Origin of the sequence: Amycolatopsis sp. NPDC051373 (genome assembly GCF_040689465.1) — a bacterium.
Lineage (GTDB): Bacteria > Actinomycetota > Actinomycetes > Mycobacteriales > Pseudonocardiaceae > Amycolatopsis.
Genome location: NZ_JBFBAE010000013.1, coordinates 86,470 through 102,456, shown reverse-complemented (window position 1 = coordinate 102,456; position 15,987 = coordinate 86,470). Strand labels below are relative to the sequence as shown.

The 15,987-nt window shown below is 70.2% G+C and carries 16 protein-coding genes and 1 riboswitch; of the genes, 10 read left to right on the top strand and 6 right to left on the bottom strand.

Annotation, left to right across the window (positions count from 1 at the left end; translation table 11 throughout):
* The first annotated feature begins 127 nt into the window (after window positions 1–127).
* Together AB0383_RS24955 and pssA are read left to right on the top strand one after the other, a co-directional pair.
* Entirely contained in the window at window positions 128–841 is a 714-nt protein-coding gene (locus AB0383_RS24955; RefSeq protein ID WP_366188671.1) for a phosphatidylserine decarboxylase, read from the top strand.
* Between the two features lie 4 nt (window positions 842–845).
* Window positions 846–1,844: a CDP-diacylglycerol--serine O-phosphatidyltransferase gene (gene pssA, locus AB0383_RS24950; RefSeq protein WP_366188670.1), complete on the top strand. Its 999-nt coding sequence runs from the start codon at window positions 846–848 to the stop codon at window positions 1,842–1,844.
* Between the two features lie 14 nt (window positions 1,845–1,858).
* Here pssA and AB0383_RS24945 read toward each other — a convergent pair whose 3' ends face one another.
* Window positions 1,859–2,494, bottom strand: a complete 636-nt coding sequence (locus AB0383_RS24945) for a TetR/AcrR family transcriptional regulator C-terminal domain-containing protein (protein WP_366188669.1) — start codon at window positions 2,492–2,494, stop codon at window positions 1,859–1,861.
* 74 nt (window positions 2,495–2,568) lie between these two features.
* Here AB0383_RS24945 and AB0383_RS24940 point away from each other — a divergent pair, with 74 nt between their 5' ends.
* Window positions 2,569–3,192, top strand: coding sequence for a nitroreductase family protein (locus AB0383_RS24940; RefSeq protein ID WP_364190505.1), 624 nt, complete (start codon window positions 2,569–2,571; stop codon window positions 3,190–3,192).
* Window positions 3,193–3,197: 5 nt separating this feature from the next.
* The gene (locus AB0383_RS24935; RefSeq protein ID WP_366188668.1) at window positions 3,198–5,477 is read left to right on the top strand and encodes an AAA family ATPase; all 2,280 of its coding nucleotides are present in this window, start codon (window positions 3,198–3,200) and stop codon (window positions 5,475–5,477) included.
* 46 nt (window positions 5,478–5,523) lie between these two features.
* Here AB0383_RS24935 and AB0383_RS24930 read toward each other — a convergent pair whose 3' ends face one another.
* Complete coding sequence (locus AB0383_RS24930) at window positions 5,524–6,195, bottom strand: LytR C-terminal domain-containing protein (protein WP_364190501.1); 672 nt, start codon at window positions 6,193–6,195, stop codon at window positions 5,524–5,526.
* Entirely contained in the window at window positions 6,192–6,500 is a 309-nt protein-coding gene (locus AB0383_RS24925; protein ID WP_364190498.1) for a DUF3263 domain-containing protein, read from the bottom strand. The genes AB0383_RS24930 and AB0383_RS24925 overlap by 4 nt, the downstream gene beginning before the upstream one ends.
* Before the next feature lie 139 nt (window positions 6,501–6,639).
* Here AB0383_RS24925 and AB0383_RS24920 point away from each other — a divergent pair, with 139 nt between their 5' ends.
* From AB0383_RS24920 to AB0383_RS24905, 4 genes are all read left to right on the top strand, one after another.
* Window positions 6,640–7,209 carry a peptide deformylase gene (locus tag AB0383_RS24920; RefSeq protein ID WP_364190495.1) on the top strand — a complete coding sequence of 190 codons (570 nt, stop codon included), beginning with the start codon at window positions 6,640–6,642 and terminating at the stop codon, window positions 7,207–7,209.
* Window positions 7,210–7,985: 776 nt separating this feature from the next.
* A riboswitch (TPP riboswitch) is annotated at window positions 7,986–8,117 on the top strand.
* Window positions 8,111–9,754 (top strand): phosphomethylpyrimidine synthase ThiC, encoded by a 1,644-nt coding sequence (thiC, locus tag AB0383_RS24915; protein WP_366188667.1) that lies wholly within the window; start codon window positions 8,111–8,113, stop codon window positions 9,752–9,754. Its footprint overlaps the riboswitch before it by 7 nt.
* A 27-nt stretch (window positions 9,755–9,781) precedes the next feature.
* Window positions 9,782–10,600, top strand: a complete 819-nt coding sequence (gene thiD / locus AB0383_RS24910; protein ID WP_364190490.1) for a bifunctional hydroxymethylpyrimidine kinase/phosphomethylpyrimidine kinase — start codon at window positions 9,782–9,784, stop codon at window positions 10,598–10,600.
* 17 nt (window positions 10,601–10,617) lie between these two features.
* Window positions 10,618–10,830, top strand: a complete 213-nt coding sequence (locus tag AB0383_RS24905) for a hypothetical protein (RefSeq protein ID WP_364190488.1) — start codon at window positions 10,618–10,620, stop codon at window positions 10,828–10,830.
* 55 nt (window positions 10,831–10,885) lie between these two features.
* Here the strand turns inward: AB0383_RS24905 and AB0383_RS24900 are convergent, their stop codons facing one another.
* Window positions 10,886–11,281 carry a helix-turn-helix domain-containing protein gene (locus tag AB0383_RS24900; protein WP_366188666.1) on the bottom strand — a complete coding sequence of 132 codons (396 nt, stop codon included), beginning with the start codon at window positions 11,279–11,281 and terminating at the stop codon, window positions 10,886–10,888.
* Between the two features lie 99 nt (window positions 11,282–11,380).
* On the opposite strand from AB0383_RS24900, the gene AB0383_RS24895 reads away from it, so the two are divergent.
* Window positions 11,381–12,304, top strand: coding sequence for an NADP-dependent oxidoreductase (locus AB0383_RS24895; RefSeq protein ID WP_364190482.1), 924 nt, complete (start codon window positions 11,381–11,383; stop codon window positions 12,302–12,304).
* A 61-nt stretch (window positions 12,305–12,365) separates the two neighbouring features.
* Here the strand turns inward: AB0383_RS24895 and AB0383_RS24890 are convergent, their stop codons facing one another.
* Window positions 12,366–13,385 (bottom strand): phosphatidylinositol-specific phospholipase C domain-containing protein, encoded by a 1,020-nt coding sequence (locus AB0383_RS24890; RefSeq protein ID WP_364190479.1) that lies wholly within the window; start codon window positions 13,383–13,385, stop codon window positions 12,366–12,368.
* Window positions 13,386–13,498: 113 nt separating this feature from the next.
* Here AB0383_RS24890 and thiD (AB0383_RS24885) point away from each other — a divergent pair, with 113 nt between their 5' ends.
* On the top strand, window positions 13,499–14,332 hold the full coding sequence (gene thiD, locus AB0383_RS24885) for a bifunctional hydroxymethylpyrimidine kinase/phosphomethylpyrimidine kinase (RefSeq protein WP_366188665.1): 834 nt from the start codon (window positions 13,499–13,501) through the stop codon (window positions 14,330–14,332).
* Between the two features lie 554 nt (window positions 14,333–14,886).
* On the opposite strand, the gene AB0383_RS24880 is transcribed toward thiD (AB0383_RS24885), so the two are convergent.
* Complete coding sequence (locus AB0383_RS24880) at window positions 14,887–15,318, bottom strand: MarR family transcriptional regulator (protein WP_220244679.1); 432 nt, start codon at window positions 15,316–15,318, stop codon at window positions 14,887–14,889.
* Between the last annotated feature and the right edge of the window lie 669 nt (window positions 15,319–15,987).

Below are 15,987 nucleotides of genomic sequence, written 5' to 3'. Positions count from 1 at the left end.
TTGCGGGGGAGCCGCCACCGGCCCTAGACGTGTCCGTCCGCCGACGGGCGGTAGCGTGGTGATTCCCAAATCGGACGTGAAACCCGTCCTCTCCCTCCGAACGCAACGAACAGCGGGGAACCGATCCATGAGCGGCAAGCCCACCGGCAATCCCCTCACGCACGCAGTGCAGCTCGCGCGGGAGACCATCCCGCCGATGCACCCCGCCGGACGCCCGTTCGTCTTCGGCGGGCTGGCGGCAACGCTGGTGCTGCGCCGGTTCTCCAAGCGCCTCGGTCTGGTCGGCGCGCTCGCGACCGCGGCCACCGCCGCGTTCTTCCGCGAGCCCGCCCGCGTCGCGCCGCAGCGGGACAACATCGCGGTGGCCTCGGCCGACGGTCTGGTGTCGCTCATCGAGGAGGCCGTGCCGCCGCCTGAGCTGGGGCTGCCCGCCGAGCCGCGGATGCGCGTGAGCGTGTTCCTGTCGGTGTTCGACGTGCACGTCCAGCGGATCCCGGCCCCCGGCGTCATCGAGAAGGTGGCCTACCGGCCGGGCAAGTTCCTCTCCGCGGACCTGGACAAGGCGAGCGAGGACAACGAGCGCAACTCCGTGCTCATGCGCACCGTCGACGGCCACGAGCTCGTCGTCGTGCAGATCGCCGGCCTCGTCGCGCGCCGAATCCTGTGCGAGATCCACGAGGGCGACAAGGTGGCCGCGGGTGCCACCTACGGCATCATCCGGTTCGGCTCCCGTGTCGACTTCTATCTGCCGCCCGGCAGCCGCGTGCTCGTCGAGAAGGGCCAGCGCACGGTCGGCGGCGAGACGGTGATCGCCGAACTCCCGGCACTGGCAGAAGGCTGATCTCATGGTCCGCGTGACCACCCCGAGCATTCGGCTGCTGCCGAACGCCATCACGGTGCTGGCGCTGTGCGCCGGGCTGTCGTCCGTGCAGTTCGCGCTCGCGGGCAACTACGCCATGGCCATCGCGGCCATCGGCATCGCGGCGGTGCTCGACAGCCTCGACGGGCGCATCGCGCGCCTGCTCGACGCGACGTCGAAGATGGGCGCCGAGCTCGACTCGCTGTCCGACGGCATCTCGTTCGGCGTGGCGCCAGCGCTGGTGCTGTACGTGTGGCAGTCGCACGGCGACCGCATCGGCTGGGTGGCTTCGCTGATCTTCGCCGTCTGCATGATCCTGCGCCTCGCGCGCTTCAACACCCTGCTCGACGTCACCGACAAGCCGCCGTACGCGGGGGAGTTCTTCGTCGGCGTGCCCGCGCCAGCCGGCGGCCTCGTCGCCATGCTGCCGCTCATCGCGACGCTGCAGTGGGGCGAGGGCTGGTGGTCCGAGCAGTACGTGGTGATCATCTGGACGATCGCCGTCGCCGCGCTGCTGATCAGCCGAATCCCGACGTTGTCGCTGAAGACCGTCAAGGTGCCCGCCAGGGCCATCGCGCCGCTGTTGGTGGGCGTCGGCCTGCTGGCCGCCGCGATCATCCAGTTCCCGTTGGTGGCGCTGGCCATGGCGCTGGTGCTGTACCTGCTGCACATCCCGTACGCGGTGTACCGGAACCGTTGGCTCGCCGCGCACCCCGAGGCGTGGACGGTCCCGCCGCGCGAACGCCGCGCCATCCGCCGTGCGCGTTCGCAGCGGCGTCTGCGGCTGCGCCCGGCGTCTCGCCGGGTCGCGGGCGCGGCGATGCGCGCGGTGCGGCTGCCGCGCAACAGCTCGGACTTCGTGCGGGCGACGCGGGCGTTGCGGGACCGGGACCACTCGGGCACCGGCAACTCGAGCTCGAGCTCGACTTCCGGCCCGAACCAGCGCCGCCGCAGCTGGCGGCGGATCGGGATCCGGCGCCGCTGAGGCCCGCGACCGACCTAGCGTGCGGCCGCGCGCAGGCCGGTGAGCAGCAGGTCGAGCTGGTCGTGGAAGTCCTGCACGCAGTCGACCTCCGCCAGTGACGGCAGCACGCGGTACAGATTCGGCAGTTCCTCCGGCGTGACCATGCGGCTGAACCAGTCGCCGGCGGGCTCGTCCCGCCGGGCGACGCCCCCGGCGGCGGAGTCGGCCAGCGCCGCGCCGAACGTGAGTCCCATCAACGACCGGTAGCCGCGGGCCGCGGCTTCCTCGTCCAGCCCGGCGTCGAGCAGCGCGCCCAGCAGGGCGTCGATCACGCGCAACGCGCCGGGCGAGCGTGGGTTCGCCTCCTCGGCCGCCAGTGCGCGCACCACGGCCGGGTGCCTCGTGAATGCCGTGTAGAGGCCTTCAGCGAGCCGGCGGACGCGGGTTTCCCAGCTCCACGAGGGCACCGGCAGCGGCACAGACTCGAAGACGCGGGCGGTGAGCGCGTCGAGCAGATCCCCTTTGTTCTTCACGTGGTTGTAGAGCGACATCGCCTCGACGCCGAGGCGGGCCGCGAGCTTGCGCATCGACAGCGCGCCCATGCCGTCGGCGTCCACCAGGGCCAGTGCCTCGTCGAGGACCTTTTCCCGCGTCAGGGTTTCGCGCACCACGGCCGAATCGTAGCTTACGGCGTAAGTACTTACGGTGTACGCTTACGCTGTAAGTATCGATCTGGAGGGACGCCATGGACGCCGAAACACTGCTCACGACCACCCGGTCCGTCCGCCGCAAGCTGGACCTCGGCCGGCCAGTCGACCCCGCGGTGATCGAAGACTGCCTGCGCATCGCCCAGCAGGCGCCCGCCGCCGGTGGGCTGCTGAAGGCGCAGCGCTGGGTCGCGGTGCTGGACCCGGAGCTGCGCGCCGAGGTCGCGGCGATCACCAGGAAGGCCGCGCACGAGGTGTGGCAGCACTACGCGCACCTGGCCGACACGAGCATGTTCGCCTCCGCCCGCCACCTCGTGGACAACCTCGACCGCGTGCCGGCGCTGGTGCTGCCGTGCATGCCGGGCCGGCCGCCGACGTCGGCCGCGGAGCAGTCGTCGTTCTACGGCTCGATCTACCCCGCGATCTGGAGCTTCCAGCTCGCGCTGCGCACGCGCGGCCTCGCGAGCTCGCTGTGCAGCTACCACCTCGCCGGCCACGAGCCGGACGTCGCGCGCCTGCTGGGGATCCCGGCCGACGTCACGCAGGTCGGCCTCATCGCCGTGGCGCACTCGACACAGCGTGAGTTCTCCCCCGCCGCGCGGCCACCGGTGGGCGAGATCCTCTCGTTCGACGCCTGGACGGCGTCCGCGTCGCTAGGGTGAACAGCGTGAGCGACCCGCAGATCACGCTGACCGTCAGGCACACGCCGTCCGCGCTGGATTCCCGGCGCGGAGTCGTGCGGATGCACCCCGAGGTGCTCGACGCGCTGGGCCTGCGCGCCTGGGACGCCGTGCACCTCACCGGCGCCCGGCGCAGCGCCGCGCTCGCCGCGCCGGCCGAGGAGGGCACGCCGGGCGTGGTGCTGACCGACGACGTCACCATGTCGAACCTCGGCGTGTCCGAGGGCTCCGAGATCGTGGTGACGCCGGCCGACGTCGCGGCGGCCAAGACGGTCACGGTCTCCGGTTCGCGGCTGGCCAGCGTGTCCGTGCCGCCGCAGACGCTGCGGCTCGCGCTCACCGGCAAGGTGCTCACGCGGGGCGACGCGGTTTCGCTGCTCCCCCAGGACCTCGCGCCCGCGCCGGGTTCGGACGTCGCGGCCGTGCGCGGGCAGCTGTCGCGCGCGATCGGCGCGACGTGGACCAACGAGCTGCTCACCGTCACCGCCACGGAGCCCGCGGGCGTGGTCGTGGTGGGACCGTCCACTGTGGTCAGCTGGCGCGACGGCGCCCGCACGGGCGAGACGCCGACCGACACCGTCCCCACGCGCAGCGCGACGGCACTCGTCCGAAGCACGGCCGTGACGGCGGCCGAGGACTACCTCGACGCGGAGGTCGTCGAGGAGGCGAAGCTGGAGGAGCTCACGGAACCGATCCCACCCGTCGCCGACCTGGTCGGGGCGGAAGGGGCCGCGCGCAAGCTCGCCGAGTGGTTCGACCTGGCGTTCCGGCGGCCGGAGCTGCTCGAGCGGCTGGGCACGTCGGCGCACCTGGGCGTGCTGCTGTCCGGGCCGGAGGGTGTCGGCAAGGCGACGTTGGTGCGGTCCGTCGCGCAGGCCGAGAACGTGCGCGTGGTGTCGCTGGTCGCGCCCAACATCGCCGTGCTGGAGCCGAACACGGCCCACGCCCGCCTGCGCGAGGCCGTGACCCGTGCCGCCGACGGCGACGGGCCCGGGGTGCTGCTGATCAACGACGTCGACGCGCTCCTGCCCGCCACGCAGCCGCCACCGGTCGCCACCGTCGTTCTGGAGGAACTGCGCGCGGCCATGCGCCGCGAGGGCCTCGCCGTGGTGGCGACGACGCAGCGCGCCGAGTCCGTGGACCCGCGGCTGCGCACCGCCGACCTGCTCGACCGCGAGCTCGGCCTGCCGCTACCCGCCGCGAAAACCCGCGTGGAGCTGCTACGGATCCTGCTGCGTGACGTGCCCGTGGAACCGGGCGCCGACCTCGGCGTGCTCGCCGAGAAGACGCCCGGGTTCGTCGCCGCCGACCTCATCGCCCTGCGCCGCGACGCCGCGCTGCGGGCCGCGCTGCGCCAGCGTGACGTCGCCGAGCCGCGGATCTCGCAGCACGACCTGCTCGACGCGCTCGCCACCGTTCGGCCGATCTCCCTGTCCACTTCGGACAACCTGGCCACGGGCGGGCTGACGCTCGAAGACGTGGGCAACATGGTCGACGTCAAGCAGGCCCTCACCGAGACGGTGCTGTGGCCGCTGCGCTATCCGGATTCCTTCGCCCGCCTGGGCATCGACCCGCCGCGCGGAGTGCTGCTGTACGGCCCGCCCGGCGGCGGCAAGACGTTCCTCGTGCGCGCGCTGGCCGGCACGGGCGCGCTCAACGTGTTCGCGATCAAGGGCGCCGAGCTGCTGGACAAGTGGGTCGGCGAGTCGGAGCGGGCGGTGCGCGACTTGTTCCGGCGAGCCGCCGACGCCGCGCCGTCACTGATCTTCCTGGACGAGATCGACGCGCTGGCGCCGCGGCGCGGGCAGTCGTCCGACTCCGGCGTGGCCGACCGCGTGGTCGCCTCGCTGCTCACGGAGCTCGACGGCGTGGAGCCGATGCGCGAGGTCGTGGTGCTGGGCGCCACGAACCGGCCCGAGCTCGTGGACCCGGCGCTGCTGCGGCCGGGCCGGTTGGAGCGGCGCATCTACGTGCCGCCGCCCGACGCGGAGTCGCGCACCGCGATCCTCAAGGCGACGTCGAAGAACACGCCGCTGGCGTCCGATGTGGATCTGGCGGCCATCGCGTCCACCCTGGACGGTTACTCCGCCGCCGACTGCGCCGCGCTCATCCGCGAGGCCGCGCTCACGGCGATGCGCGAGTCGCTCGAGGCGCACGTGGTCACCGCCGCCCACCTGGCGAAAGCGCGCGAGGTCGTGCGGCCGTCGCTGGACCCGGCGCAGCTGGCGACGCTGGAGGCGTACGCCCAGGCGCAGCAGGAACGCTGACGAAAACGGGCCCCACCTTCGCGGTGGGGCCCGTTATTTTCGCTGGTCAGCTGCCCTTGTGGCCGCTCTGGTAGTCCTTCGTGATGATCACTATCACGCCCGGGCTCGAGTTCTGGATGCCGTCGAACCGCGGCTGGGCCTGGAACCCGAACTCGGCGGCCAGCTGCTTCGCCGCGGCCTCCTCGTCGGTGCCCGGCCGGAAGTAGGCCGTGGTGTGCGGGATCACGCCCTGCGGGTAGTTGCCGACCTCGGGCACGTTCCAACCCGACGCGCGGAAGTCGTCGGCGGCCTGCTCGGCGAGGTGCGGGATCGTCGAGTTGTTGTAGACCCGCACGGTCACCCACTTGTTGGACGCCTGCTGGCCGTTGCCCGGCTGCCCCGGCTGACCACCGGGCTGGCCGGGCTGACCCGGCTGACCGGGCTGTCCGCTGGGCTGGCCAGGCTGGCCCGACTGGCTGGCCGGCGGCGGCGAAGGTGCCGACGAAGCCGGTGAAGACGGGGCCGAAGACGAAGGCGGCGTCGCCGGGGACGACGAGCCCGGCGCCGACTGCGACGACGAAGGCGACCCGCTCGAGCTGGTGGGCCCGGCGTTGTTGTCGCTCGATCCATTACCCGACAGTGCGGTGACGCCGCCGACGATCGCGGCGATCACGGCGACGCCGATGAGCGCGACGCCCGCGGCCCGCATGGGCCGGGACAGTCCCGAGAAGAAGCTCATGACAGTTCGATCCCCAGCCGCCTGGCGCCGCGCTTGCGCTGCCGGGCGGCGCGCGTCTTGCGCAGCCGCTTCACCAGCATCGGGTCGGCCGCCATGGCCTCAGGCTTTTCCAGCAGTGTGTTCAGCAGCTGGTAGTAACGGGTCGAGGACAGCGAGAACCGTTCCCGGATGGCGTTCTCCTTGGCACCGGCGTGCCGCCACCACTGACGTTCGAACGCGAGGATCTCCACCTCACGCTCGGTCAGGCCGCCCACATTCTCCGGCGGCGACGGCTGCTCCCCAGCCATCGACTCCGCGGCGTCCATGCGGTCCTCGCAATCGGTTTCGGCTGTCCTTCCGCGGGCGCCATTCAACCACGGAACCCACTCTCGACATGGGCATCCGGCGCGGCGCGTCACGGTCCGATCCAGGTGTATCAGACGGGTCCGACTAAACTCGCTGCTCGTGACCGTCCACCCCATCCGCATCGCCGGCGATCCCGTGCTGCACCAGCCGACCCGTGAGGTCACGGAGTTCGACGAGCAGCTGCGCACGCTGACCGAAGACATGTTCGAGACGATGTACGCCGCCGAAGGCGTCGGCCTCGCGGCCAACCAGATCGGCCTCGACCTGCGCCTGTTCGTCTACGACTGCCCTGACGACGAGGGCGTCGAACACCGCGGCCTGGTGGTGAACCCCAAGCTGGAGACGTCCGAGGTCCCCGAGACCATGCCGGACCCTGACGACGACTGGGAGGGCTGCCTCTCGGTCCCCGGCGAGTCCTACCCCACCGGCCGCGCGTCGTGGGCGCGCGTGAGCGGTTTCGACGTGGCGGGTGAGCCGATCACCGTCGAGGGCACCGGCTACTTCGCCCGCTGCCTGCAGCACGAGACGGACCACCTCGACGGGTACCTGTACCTCGATCGCCTGGTGGGCCGCCACGCCCGGGCGGCGAAGAAGATGCTGAAGAAGAACAAGTGGGGCGTGCCGGGGTTGAGCTGGCTGCCGCCGAAGGACGAGCCGGCCGAGGCCTGATTTTCTTTGTCGACGAGTCTCCCGGTCCCGGGTTGGGGCCGGGAGACTCGTCGTTTCAGCGGGTCAGCGGTCGAGGAAATGCTCGCGCACGAGGGCGGGTTTTCATCCCAGACCTGCTCCGGCATGGTGTCCGGCGAAGGCACCGAACTCCGGCGGTTCGCCTTTTCGCCCGGGGCTTTCCTGCGCAACCCTGATCGGTGTTGCGCCGGCGTGTTTTTTGTTGCGGGGTCGGGTTTTCTGTTGTTGTCCACAACTCGGGGTTCGCTGTGGACAACTCGGCTTCGGGGATCGTTTTGTCGGTGGGGAGCGGTAGACTGGCCAAGGGCCGCTCCCCCGAGGATGGGTGGGGGCTTTCCCAAGGTGAGTTACTGGGGGCACAAGCAGCTCGGCCGCGATTTTCGGCAGTTGTGGGCCGGCGAAACGGTGAGCACGATCGGGAGCCTGGGCTCGGCAATGAAGACGGAGCCGTGCGCACGATAAACGGATAATCGCGCCGGCCGCGGGAGTAGTCGGCGGAAATCGCGCGGAAACCACGGAGAGCAGTGGCCTGGGCCTCTTGACCGCTTCGGAACCGGAAGAATCGGGCCGCGCTCATCGCCGACACCGCCACCAGTCCGGCGAGCAGAGCTTTCCTCACGAGACGCCCCCGAAGTCGGCGCAGCTGACCGTCACGTGACCGTCTGTCGACCGGATGCTCCGATCCGGTGAAGAACACACCGGACACGGGGTCGCCTTGTGCTCGCGTGATCCGCCGTGGCATGGTCGAAGGACAACCTCATAACCAACGCGGGAGCTCGCGCCTTGGCGGGCTGAGAGGGTGGCTGGTGTCTGTCTGTGGACACCCGGTGCCGCCGACCGCATGAACCTGACCGGGTAATGCCGGCGTAGGGAGTGAACGTCGTTGACGACGCTGGAGAACGAGCCTGCCATCACGCCTTCCGTGACCACGGGGCCGATCACCGGTTCGCACAAGGTCTACCACCGCACCGAGTCGGGCCTGCGGGTTCCGGCGCGGCGCATCGACCTGTCGAACGGTGAGCACTTCGACGTGTACGACACGTCCGGGCCGTACACCGACCCGGACGCGAAGATCGACGTCCACAATGGACTTAACCCGCTGCGCGCGGGCTGGGCAGACGGCCGCGCGCACAACACCCAGCTCGGCTGGGCCAAAGCCGGTGTGATCACGCGCGAGATGGAGTTCATCGCCGCGCGCGAGCGGTGCTCGCCCGAGTTCGTGCGCGACGAGGTCGCGCGCGGGCGGGCGGTGATCCCCGCCAACCGCAAGCACCCGGAGACCGAGCCGATGATCATCGGCAAGAAGTTCCTGGTGAAGATCAACGCGAACATGGGCAACTCGGCCGTCTGGTCCTCAGTGGAGGAAGAGGTCGACAAGATGGTGTGGGCCACCCGCTGGGGTGCCGACACGATCATGGACCTGTCCACCGGCAAGCGCATCCACGAGACGCGCGAGTGGATCGTCCGCAACTCCCCCGTGCCCGTGGGCACCGTGCCGATCTACCAGGCGCTGGAGAAGGTCAACGGGGAGCCGGAGAAGCTGTCGTGGGAGGTCTACCGCGACACGATCATCGAGCAGTGCGAGCAGGGTGTGGACTACGTCACCGTCCACGCGGGAGTGCTGCTGCGCTACATCCCGCTCACCGCCCGGCGCGTGACCGGCATCGTGAGCCGCGGCGGCTCGATCATGGCCGCGTGGTGCCTCGCGCATCACCAGGAGTCCTTCCTGTACACGAACTTCGAGGAACTCTGCGAGATCCTGCGCAAGTACGACGTCACGTTCTCCCTCGGCGACGGCCTGCGCCCCGGTTCGATCGCCGACGCCAACGACCGTGCGCAATTCGCCGAGCTCGAGACCCTCGGTGAGCTCACGCACATCGCGCGCGAGCACGACGTGCAGGTGATGATCGAGGGTCCCGGCCACGTGCCGATGCACAAGATCAAGGAGAACGTCGAGCTCGAGGAACAGCTCACCGGCGAGGCGCCGTTCTACACCCTCGGTCCACTCGCGACGGACATCGCGCCGGCGTACGACCACATCACCTCGGCCATCGGCGCGGCGCAGATCGGCTGGTACGGCACGGCGATGCTGTGCTACGTCACGCCGAAGGAGCACCTCGGCCTGCCCAACCGCGACGACGTGAAGACCGGCGTGATCACCTACAAGATCGCCGCGCACTCCGCCGACCTCGCCAAGGGCCACCCCCACGCGCACGAGTGGGACGACGAACTGTCCAAGGCCCGCTTCGAGTTCCGCTGGAACGATCAGTTCAACCTGGCGCTCGACCCCGACACCGCGCGCTCGTACCACGACGAGACGCTGCCCGCGGAGCCGGCGAAGACCGCGCACTTCTGCTCGATGTGCGGCCCGAAGTTCTGCTCGATGCGGATCACCCACGACGTGCGCAAGTACGCCGAGGAGCACGGTCTGTCCACTGTGGAGGCCATCGAGGCCGGCATGGCGGAGAAGTCGGCCGAGTTCGGCGAGCAGGGCAACAAGGTCTACCTCCCGGTCGTCGGGCAGTAGCTCCACCCGCTATTAAAGGCAGCAGTCATGACCGAAACACCCCGCACCGCCCTCACCATCGCCGGATCCGACTCCGGCGGTGGTGCGGGTGTGCAGGCCGACCTGCGCACGTTCTTCGCCCACGGCGTCCACGGGCTGGTCGCGCTCACAGCCGTCACGGTGCAGAACTCGCTCGGTGTGCAGGGCTTCACCGAGATCCCGGTCGAGGTGGTCACGGCGCAGATCAAGGCCGTGGCCGGCGACATGGGCGTGAACGCGGCCAAGACCGGCATGCTCGCCACGGCCGACATCATCCAGGCCGTGGCGAGGACGCTCGACGAGGTCCACATCGGACGCGACACGGATACCCCGTTCGTCGTCGACCCGGTGGCCGCATCGATGACCGGCCACGCGCTGTTGCGCGAGGAAGCGCTGGAAGCCATCCGCACGGAGCTCTTCCCCCGCGCCACGCTGATCACGCCGAATCTCGACGAGGTGCGGCTGCTCACCGGCATCACGGTCACCGGCGCGGAAACCCAGCGCGCGGCGGCCGAGGCGTTGCTGGAGTTCGGCTCGCGGTGGGTGCTCGTGAAGGGCGGGCACCTTTACGAGGCCGAGGACTGCGTGGACCTGCTGACTGACGGAACGGACGTGCTGGAGCTCAGCGGCGTGCGCATCGACACCGACAACACCCACGGCGGCGGTGACACGATGGCCTCGGCCATCACGTCGTCGCTCGCCAAGGGCGCCGACGTGCCGACGGCCGTGACCGAGGCGAAGCAGTTCATCGAACGCTGCGTCGCCGAGGCTTATCCGCTCGGCGCCGGGGTGGGGCCGGTGTCCCCGTTCTGGCGGCTGGCCGACTGACCGGCCACACTGGACCCGTGACCGACGACGCCGCCGCCCGCGCACTGTGGGCCCAGATGCCTTTGGACCTGCAGTTCGAGGTCGACCAGCTGGTCTCGGCCAACAAACCGGCCGCGGCCCTCAAGGTGATCCGGAAATGGGGCCTGGACCCCAAACCGGGCATCGCCGAATCACGTGCGGTGACCGACTACCGCAAGAACGTGCTGAAGCCACCGCCGCGCTTCACCTGAGTCCGAACTGGACGTTCCGTGCGTTACGGGAGGAAACCCCCCGTACCGCACGGGATCAGTTGACGGGTTCGAGCGAGCGCGTGTCGTAGGTGCTGCGCGCGTCGCGGATCCGGTCGAAGTTCGACTGCGACCACGTGCTCAGCGCGACCAGGTGGGCGCTGACCTCCGCACCCATCGGCGTGAGCGCGTACTCAACCGTCGGCGGAGTGGTCGGGAAGACCTTGCGGCTGACGAAACCGTCGCGTTCGAGGTTGCGCAGGTTCTGCGTGAGCATCTTCTGGCTGATGCCGCCGACGGCGCGGCGCAGCTCGCCGAAGCGGTGCGGCCGCTGCTCCAGCACGCCGAGCACGAGCGCCGTCCACTTGTTCGCGAGCAGGTCGAGCACATCGCGGCAGGGACAGCTCTTCAGGTAGACGTCCCAGGATCCGTGCTGGTCACAGGTGGTTTCCATCAGGTACCTACTTTACCGGGAAGTGCCTTCTGGCGAAAAGTGACTACCGGCACGAGCATAGGGAAGACCGAGCGAACCGACCAGAAGGAGAGATCCGAGATGCGCGTGGTGACCCAGCGGGAGTTCGGCGGCCCGGAAGTGCTGCGGGTGACCGAGACCGACCGCCCGGCGCCCGGCCCGACCGAGGTGCTGGTGCGCGTGCACGCCGCCGGCATCAACCCCGTCGACTGGAAGACGCGGGCGCACCCGGTGTTCCTGGGCGAGCCTCCGTACACGCTGGGCTGGGACGTGTCCGGCGTCGTCGAAGAGGTGGGTTTCGGGGCCACCGGGGTGAAGCAGGGCGACGAGGTGCTCGGCATGCCGTGGTTCCCGCGCGAGGCCGCGGCCTACGCGGAGTTCGTGACTGCGCCGTCGCGCCAGTTCGTGCGGAAGCCGGCCGGGCTGTCGCACGTGGAGGCGGCCGGGTTGCCCCTGGCGGGGCTCACGGCATGGCAGGCGCTGGTGGACGTGGCGGAAGTCCGGAGTGGACAGCGGGTGCTCGTGGACGCGGCGGCGGGCGGGGTTGGACACCTCGCCGTGCAGATCGCGAAGGCGCGCGGCGCTTACGTGCTCGGCACGGCCAGCGCGGCGAAGCACGATTTCCTGCGGTCGCTCGGCGTGGACGAACCGATCGACTACCGGGACGAGAACGCGGTCCCGGCGGATCTTGACGTCGTGCTCGGGCTCGTCGGCGAGGACAGCGACCTGCGTTGGCTGCCGTCGCTCAAGCCGGGCGGCCTGCTCGTCAGCGTGCCCGGTGGCGTCGGCGCGCGGGCTCAGGAGGAGGCGGCCAAGCGAGGCGTGCGGACGGCGCCGATCCTCGTGGAGCCCGACCGCATCGGACTGCTCGGACTGGTGGAGCTCGTCGAGGCCGGGCAGCTGAAGGTGCACGTGGACCAGACGTTCCCGCTCGAAGACGCGGCGAAGGCCCACGAGGTGGGCGAAGGCGGCCGGGTCACCGGGAAGCTGGTGCTCACCGTCTGATGCGGACACACAATGGCCCCTCGCGCGAGCCAGGGGCCATTGTGGACTGTCCGGGTGGAACTCAGCCGCGGGCGTCGACCTGCGGCAGCACCGTGGTCAGGCCCGTCCAGTCGGACGTGACCACGGACGCGTGCTGCGCCGCCAGCTCGGCCACGCGCTGGTTGGCCTGGTCGACGGTCGGGTTGTGGTCGTCGATGGCCGGGGCGACGTTCTGGCCGTCGGTCATCACCACGTAGTAGTGGTTGGCGTCGTACCACCACGGGCCGGTCTGCGTGACCCACGCGTTGGCGTCGCCGTCGAAGACCACGAACCACGGCTTGAGGTTGGCCGCGTACTTGTCGCGCGGGTCGCCGCCGACGGCGCCGTGCACGGTCGGGAAGATCTGGACGTCACCGAGCTTGCCCGCGTTCTTCTGCGCCAGCAGGTAGTTCGCGTACTCGACGTCCGCGTGGAGCGTGTCGGTGGGGTTCTGCTCCTCGACCGTGCCCGGGATGATCTCGGTCATCACCTTGCCGTGCAAGGCGTCCACGGTCGGCCAGTTGTCCGCCTTGGCCGCGTCGTCGAGCGTCGCGTAGCTGCCGAGGAGGTCGGTCGGTTTGAAGACGGCGCTGCCGAGGTGGGCGCGGAAGGCCGCGTCGAGCTCGTCCGGGCCCATGCCGGTGTTGTCCGAGAACCCGGTCTTCATTTCGAGCTTCAGCGTGAGCGGCGTGTGGTCCGAGTGGGCCGCGAGCCAGATGCGGATGTCGTCGAGGCAGTACTCCAGATTCTTGTTCGTGCCGCCCTTGTAGAGATCGGCCGTCGTCGACGCCGCGACGCAGTTGTTGCTGTTGCCCAACGGGTTCGAGTGGCTGACCTTCCACTCGTGCGTGATGAAGTCCGGCCACACGTCGAGCTCGATCAGCGACGAGCCGTTGTCCAGCGCCTGCGCAAGGAACGGGTACGCCGCCGGGTCGTAGGTGTTGTGCACGCCGACCGTGGTCACGTGCGAAAGTTTCGGGCTGTCCGCGTTCGCGACGGCTGCCCCGGACAACGACGCGGCGACGAGCGCACCGACCGTCACGACCACTGAAGCGAGTTTCATCCTGACCCCTTCACCCACCGATAGTGCGATGGCACTCACACTGTGCCACCGTGATGGACTGTGGATGAAGGACAGCTGACCAAATGGACTAGACCAGAAGTCGGAAAGTGCCCATGACTGAAATCCCGAGCCCGCCGTCGGCGTTGACCATCGCCGGTTCCGACTCCGGTGGCGCAGCCGGACTCCAGGCTGATTTGCGGACATTCCTCACTTGTGGGGTGCACGGGCTCGTCGCCGTGACGGCCGTGACGGTGCAGAACACGTTGGGAGTCCACGATCGCGCGGGCATCCCGCCGCACGTCGTCGGCGGCCAGATCGAGGCCGTCGCGTCGGACATGGGTGTGGGGGCGGCGAAAACGGGCATGCTCGCGTCGGCGCAGATCATCCACGCCGTGGCGACGGCTTGCGACAACGCGGGCATCGGACGCGATCACGAGGTGCCGTTCGTGGTCGACCCGGTGGCGGCGTCGATGACCGGCCACCCGCTCTTCGACGCCGACGGGCTGTCCGCGCTGCGCGAGGAGCTGCTGCCGCGCGCGACCGTGCTGACGCCGAACCTCGACGAGGTGCGCCTGCTGACCGGCCTGACCGTGACCGACCGCGAGGGCATGCACACCGCGGCCGTGGCGCTGCACCGGCTGGGGCCGAAGTACGTGCTCGTGAAGAGCGGCCACCTCGTGTCCGACCCGGAGTGCGTCGACCTGCTCTTCGACGGCTCGACGTTCGTGGAGCTGCCCGGCCCGCGCTTCAACACCCCGCACACCCACGGCGCCGGCGACACCATGGCGTCGGCGCTGACGGCCGGGCTGGCGAAGGGGATGTCGGTCGTGGAGGCCGCCAGGTACGGCAAGTGGTTCGTGTCGCGCGCGGTCGAACACTCGTACCCGATGGGGGCGAAGGTGGGGCCGGTGTCGGCGTTCTGGCGGCTGGCGCCGGAGGACCGTTAGCCGGTTGCCGCGGCGATGGCGTCGGTGCTGTTGGAGCCGTTGCCTGTGAAGCCGGATTCGGCTTCACAGGCCCAGCGGAGCGCGCCCGTGCCGAAGATTTCGCAGGCCGCGTAGAGCACGCGTCGGCGCCGAAGAGGATCGCGGGATTGGCCCACTAGGGCTTTGCCGACTACCACATCGTCGGGCGCGAGTGCCGCCAAACCGCTGATTTGTCCACAGCCCCAACGCCCGTCCCGACGTTGTCCACAGATTCGCCGAACCCCGTTTTCGGGCCGCCGACCTCGGTAGACTGGAACAGGGACGCCCCCCTTGGGAGGGTGGGGGCACGTTGTCTCTCCGGGCGGCGGCGCAGCAGCAGTCCTGCGGGCTGGTGGTCGGTGGTCGGTGGTCGCGACAAGTTGTGTCAGGTGTTTGGCGGACCAGTTCTGGCCGCGGTCGGCCGAGCGCGAGGCGACCGCCCGCGAGGAGGCGCCTGGCGTTGCTCGTGCGCTGACGAGCTCACACCCGCAGTGCCTTCCCGTCCGGAAGTGGTAACCATGGGCGCGCCGCGGCAGCTAGCTGTCGTCGGAGATCAGGGCTTCCAGGGCCGGCAACGCGATCGTGAGGGCCTCGCGGTATTCCGGGCTCAGCTTGTCGAGGCGGCGGTTCAGCTCCTGCACGCGGGTGGACCGCACGCCGGACACGAGCCGCTCGCCCTCCTCCGTCGCTCGGGCGAGCCAGGCTCGGCGGTCGACGGGGTCGGATTCGCGCGTGACGTAGCCCGCCTCGACGAGGGTGGCGATTATGCGCGACATCGTGGCCGCCGCGACGCCCTCCTTCGCGGCGAGGTCACCGAGGCGCAGCTGACCGAAGTGGACGAGCGTGGCAAGGGCCGAGATCGCGCCGTGGCCGGGCCCGGGGACCCCCGCCTGCCGCAACGAGCGCGACAGCCGTCCCACGGCCAAGTACAACCTGCCCGAGACGTCCTGGACCGAGGATAGAGTCACGGCTGGCTCCTCCTACCGCTGTTGCCCGCCGCCTTTGCGCCGGAAAGGTGTCGTCCACCATAAGGCCTGACGGTGCACGTTCAGCGTTAAGCGCGGACGAAATCACCAACCGGGTCGGCAAACGCGGCCCACTTGCACCAGGCGGCTTACCCGCGTTTACCCCGGCAGGGCGAAACGAGCCGCCTACGCACAGCCGCCGAGGCCGGGATGGCATTCCGCCGCCGCGTCCGACGCCGATCGCGACGCGCGGTCCGGCTTGCCGGCCGCCACATCCGCCGCCGACCGGTCCGGCGCCGCCGACGCGGCCGGCAGCCTTCACCGAGAGCGGCCCTCCGCAATCAGCGCCGATTGCACACGTGGGGCGGCTCGCGGCGAACCGGCCCGCGAAGTCGCCGGGTCACCCCAGCACGGACCGCATCCCGTCGGCGAGTGGGCTCCGCCGAGGCACCCAGTTCAGCGTCGTGCCCGTGGCCCACCTGCGCCGGCACCAGCACGGCAGCCGTCAGCGGAGCGGAAGCGCGCAGGCTCCACAGCCGCACCCAACTCGCCATCGCGCCATGGCCCACCTGCACCGCGCACGCACCGCAGCCGCCAGCAGGGCGGAAGCGCGCGAGCTCCACAGCCGCACCCAACTCGCCATCGCGCCGTCGCCCACCTGCACCGCGCACG

Bases quoted from the DNA above. Each gene is read 5' to 3' on its own strand.
- AB0383_RS24955 (WP_366188671.1), top strand. From the start codon at position 128: ATGAGCGGCAAGCCCACCGGCAATCCCCTCACGCACGCAGTGCAGCTC.
- pssA (WP_366188670.1), top strand. From the start codon at position 846: ATGGTCCGCGTGACCACCCCGAGCATTCGGCTGCTGCCGAACGCCATC.
- AB0383_RS24940 (WP_364190505.1), top strand. From the start codon at position 2,569: ATGGACGCCGAAACACTGCTCACGACCACCCGGTCCGTCCGCCGCAAG.
- AB0383_RS24930 (WP_364190501.1), bottom strand. From the start codon at position 6,195: ATGAGCTTCTTCTCGGGACTGTCCCGGCCCATGCGGGCCGCGGGCGTC.
- AB0383_RS24925 (WP_364190498.1), bottom strand. From the start codon at position 6,500: ATGGACGCCGCGGAGTCGATGGCTGGGGAGCAGCCGTCGCCGCCGGAG.
- thiD (WP_364190490.1), top strand. From the start codon at position 9,782: ATGACCGAAACACCCCGCACCGCCCTCACCATCGCCGGATCCGACTCC.
- AB0383_RS24900 (WP_366188666.1), bottom strand. From the start codon at position 11,281: ATGGAAACCACCTGTGACCAGCACGGATCCTGGGACGTCTACCTGAAG.
- AB0383_RS24895 (WP_364190482.1), top strand. From the start codon at position 11,381: ATGCGCGTGGTGACCCAGCGGGAGTTCGGCGGCCCGGAAGTGCTGCGG.
- AB0383_RS24890 (WP_364190479.1), bottom strand. From the start codon at position 13,385: ATGAAACTCGCTTCAGTGGTCGTGACGGTCGGTGCGCTCGTCGCCGCG.
- thiD (WP_366188665.1), top strand. From the start codon at position 13,499: ATGACTGAAATCCCGAGCCCGCCGTCGGCGTTGACCATCGCCGGTTCC.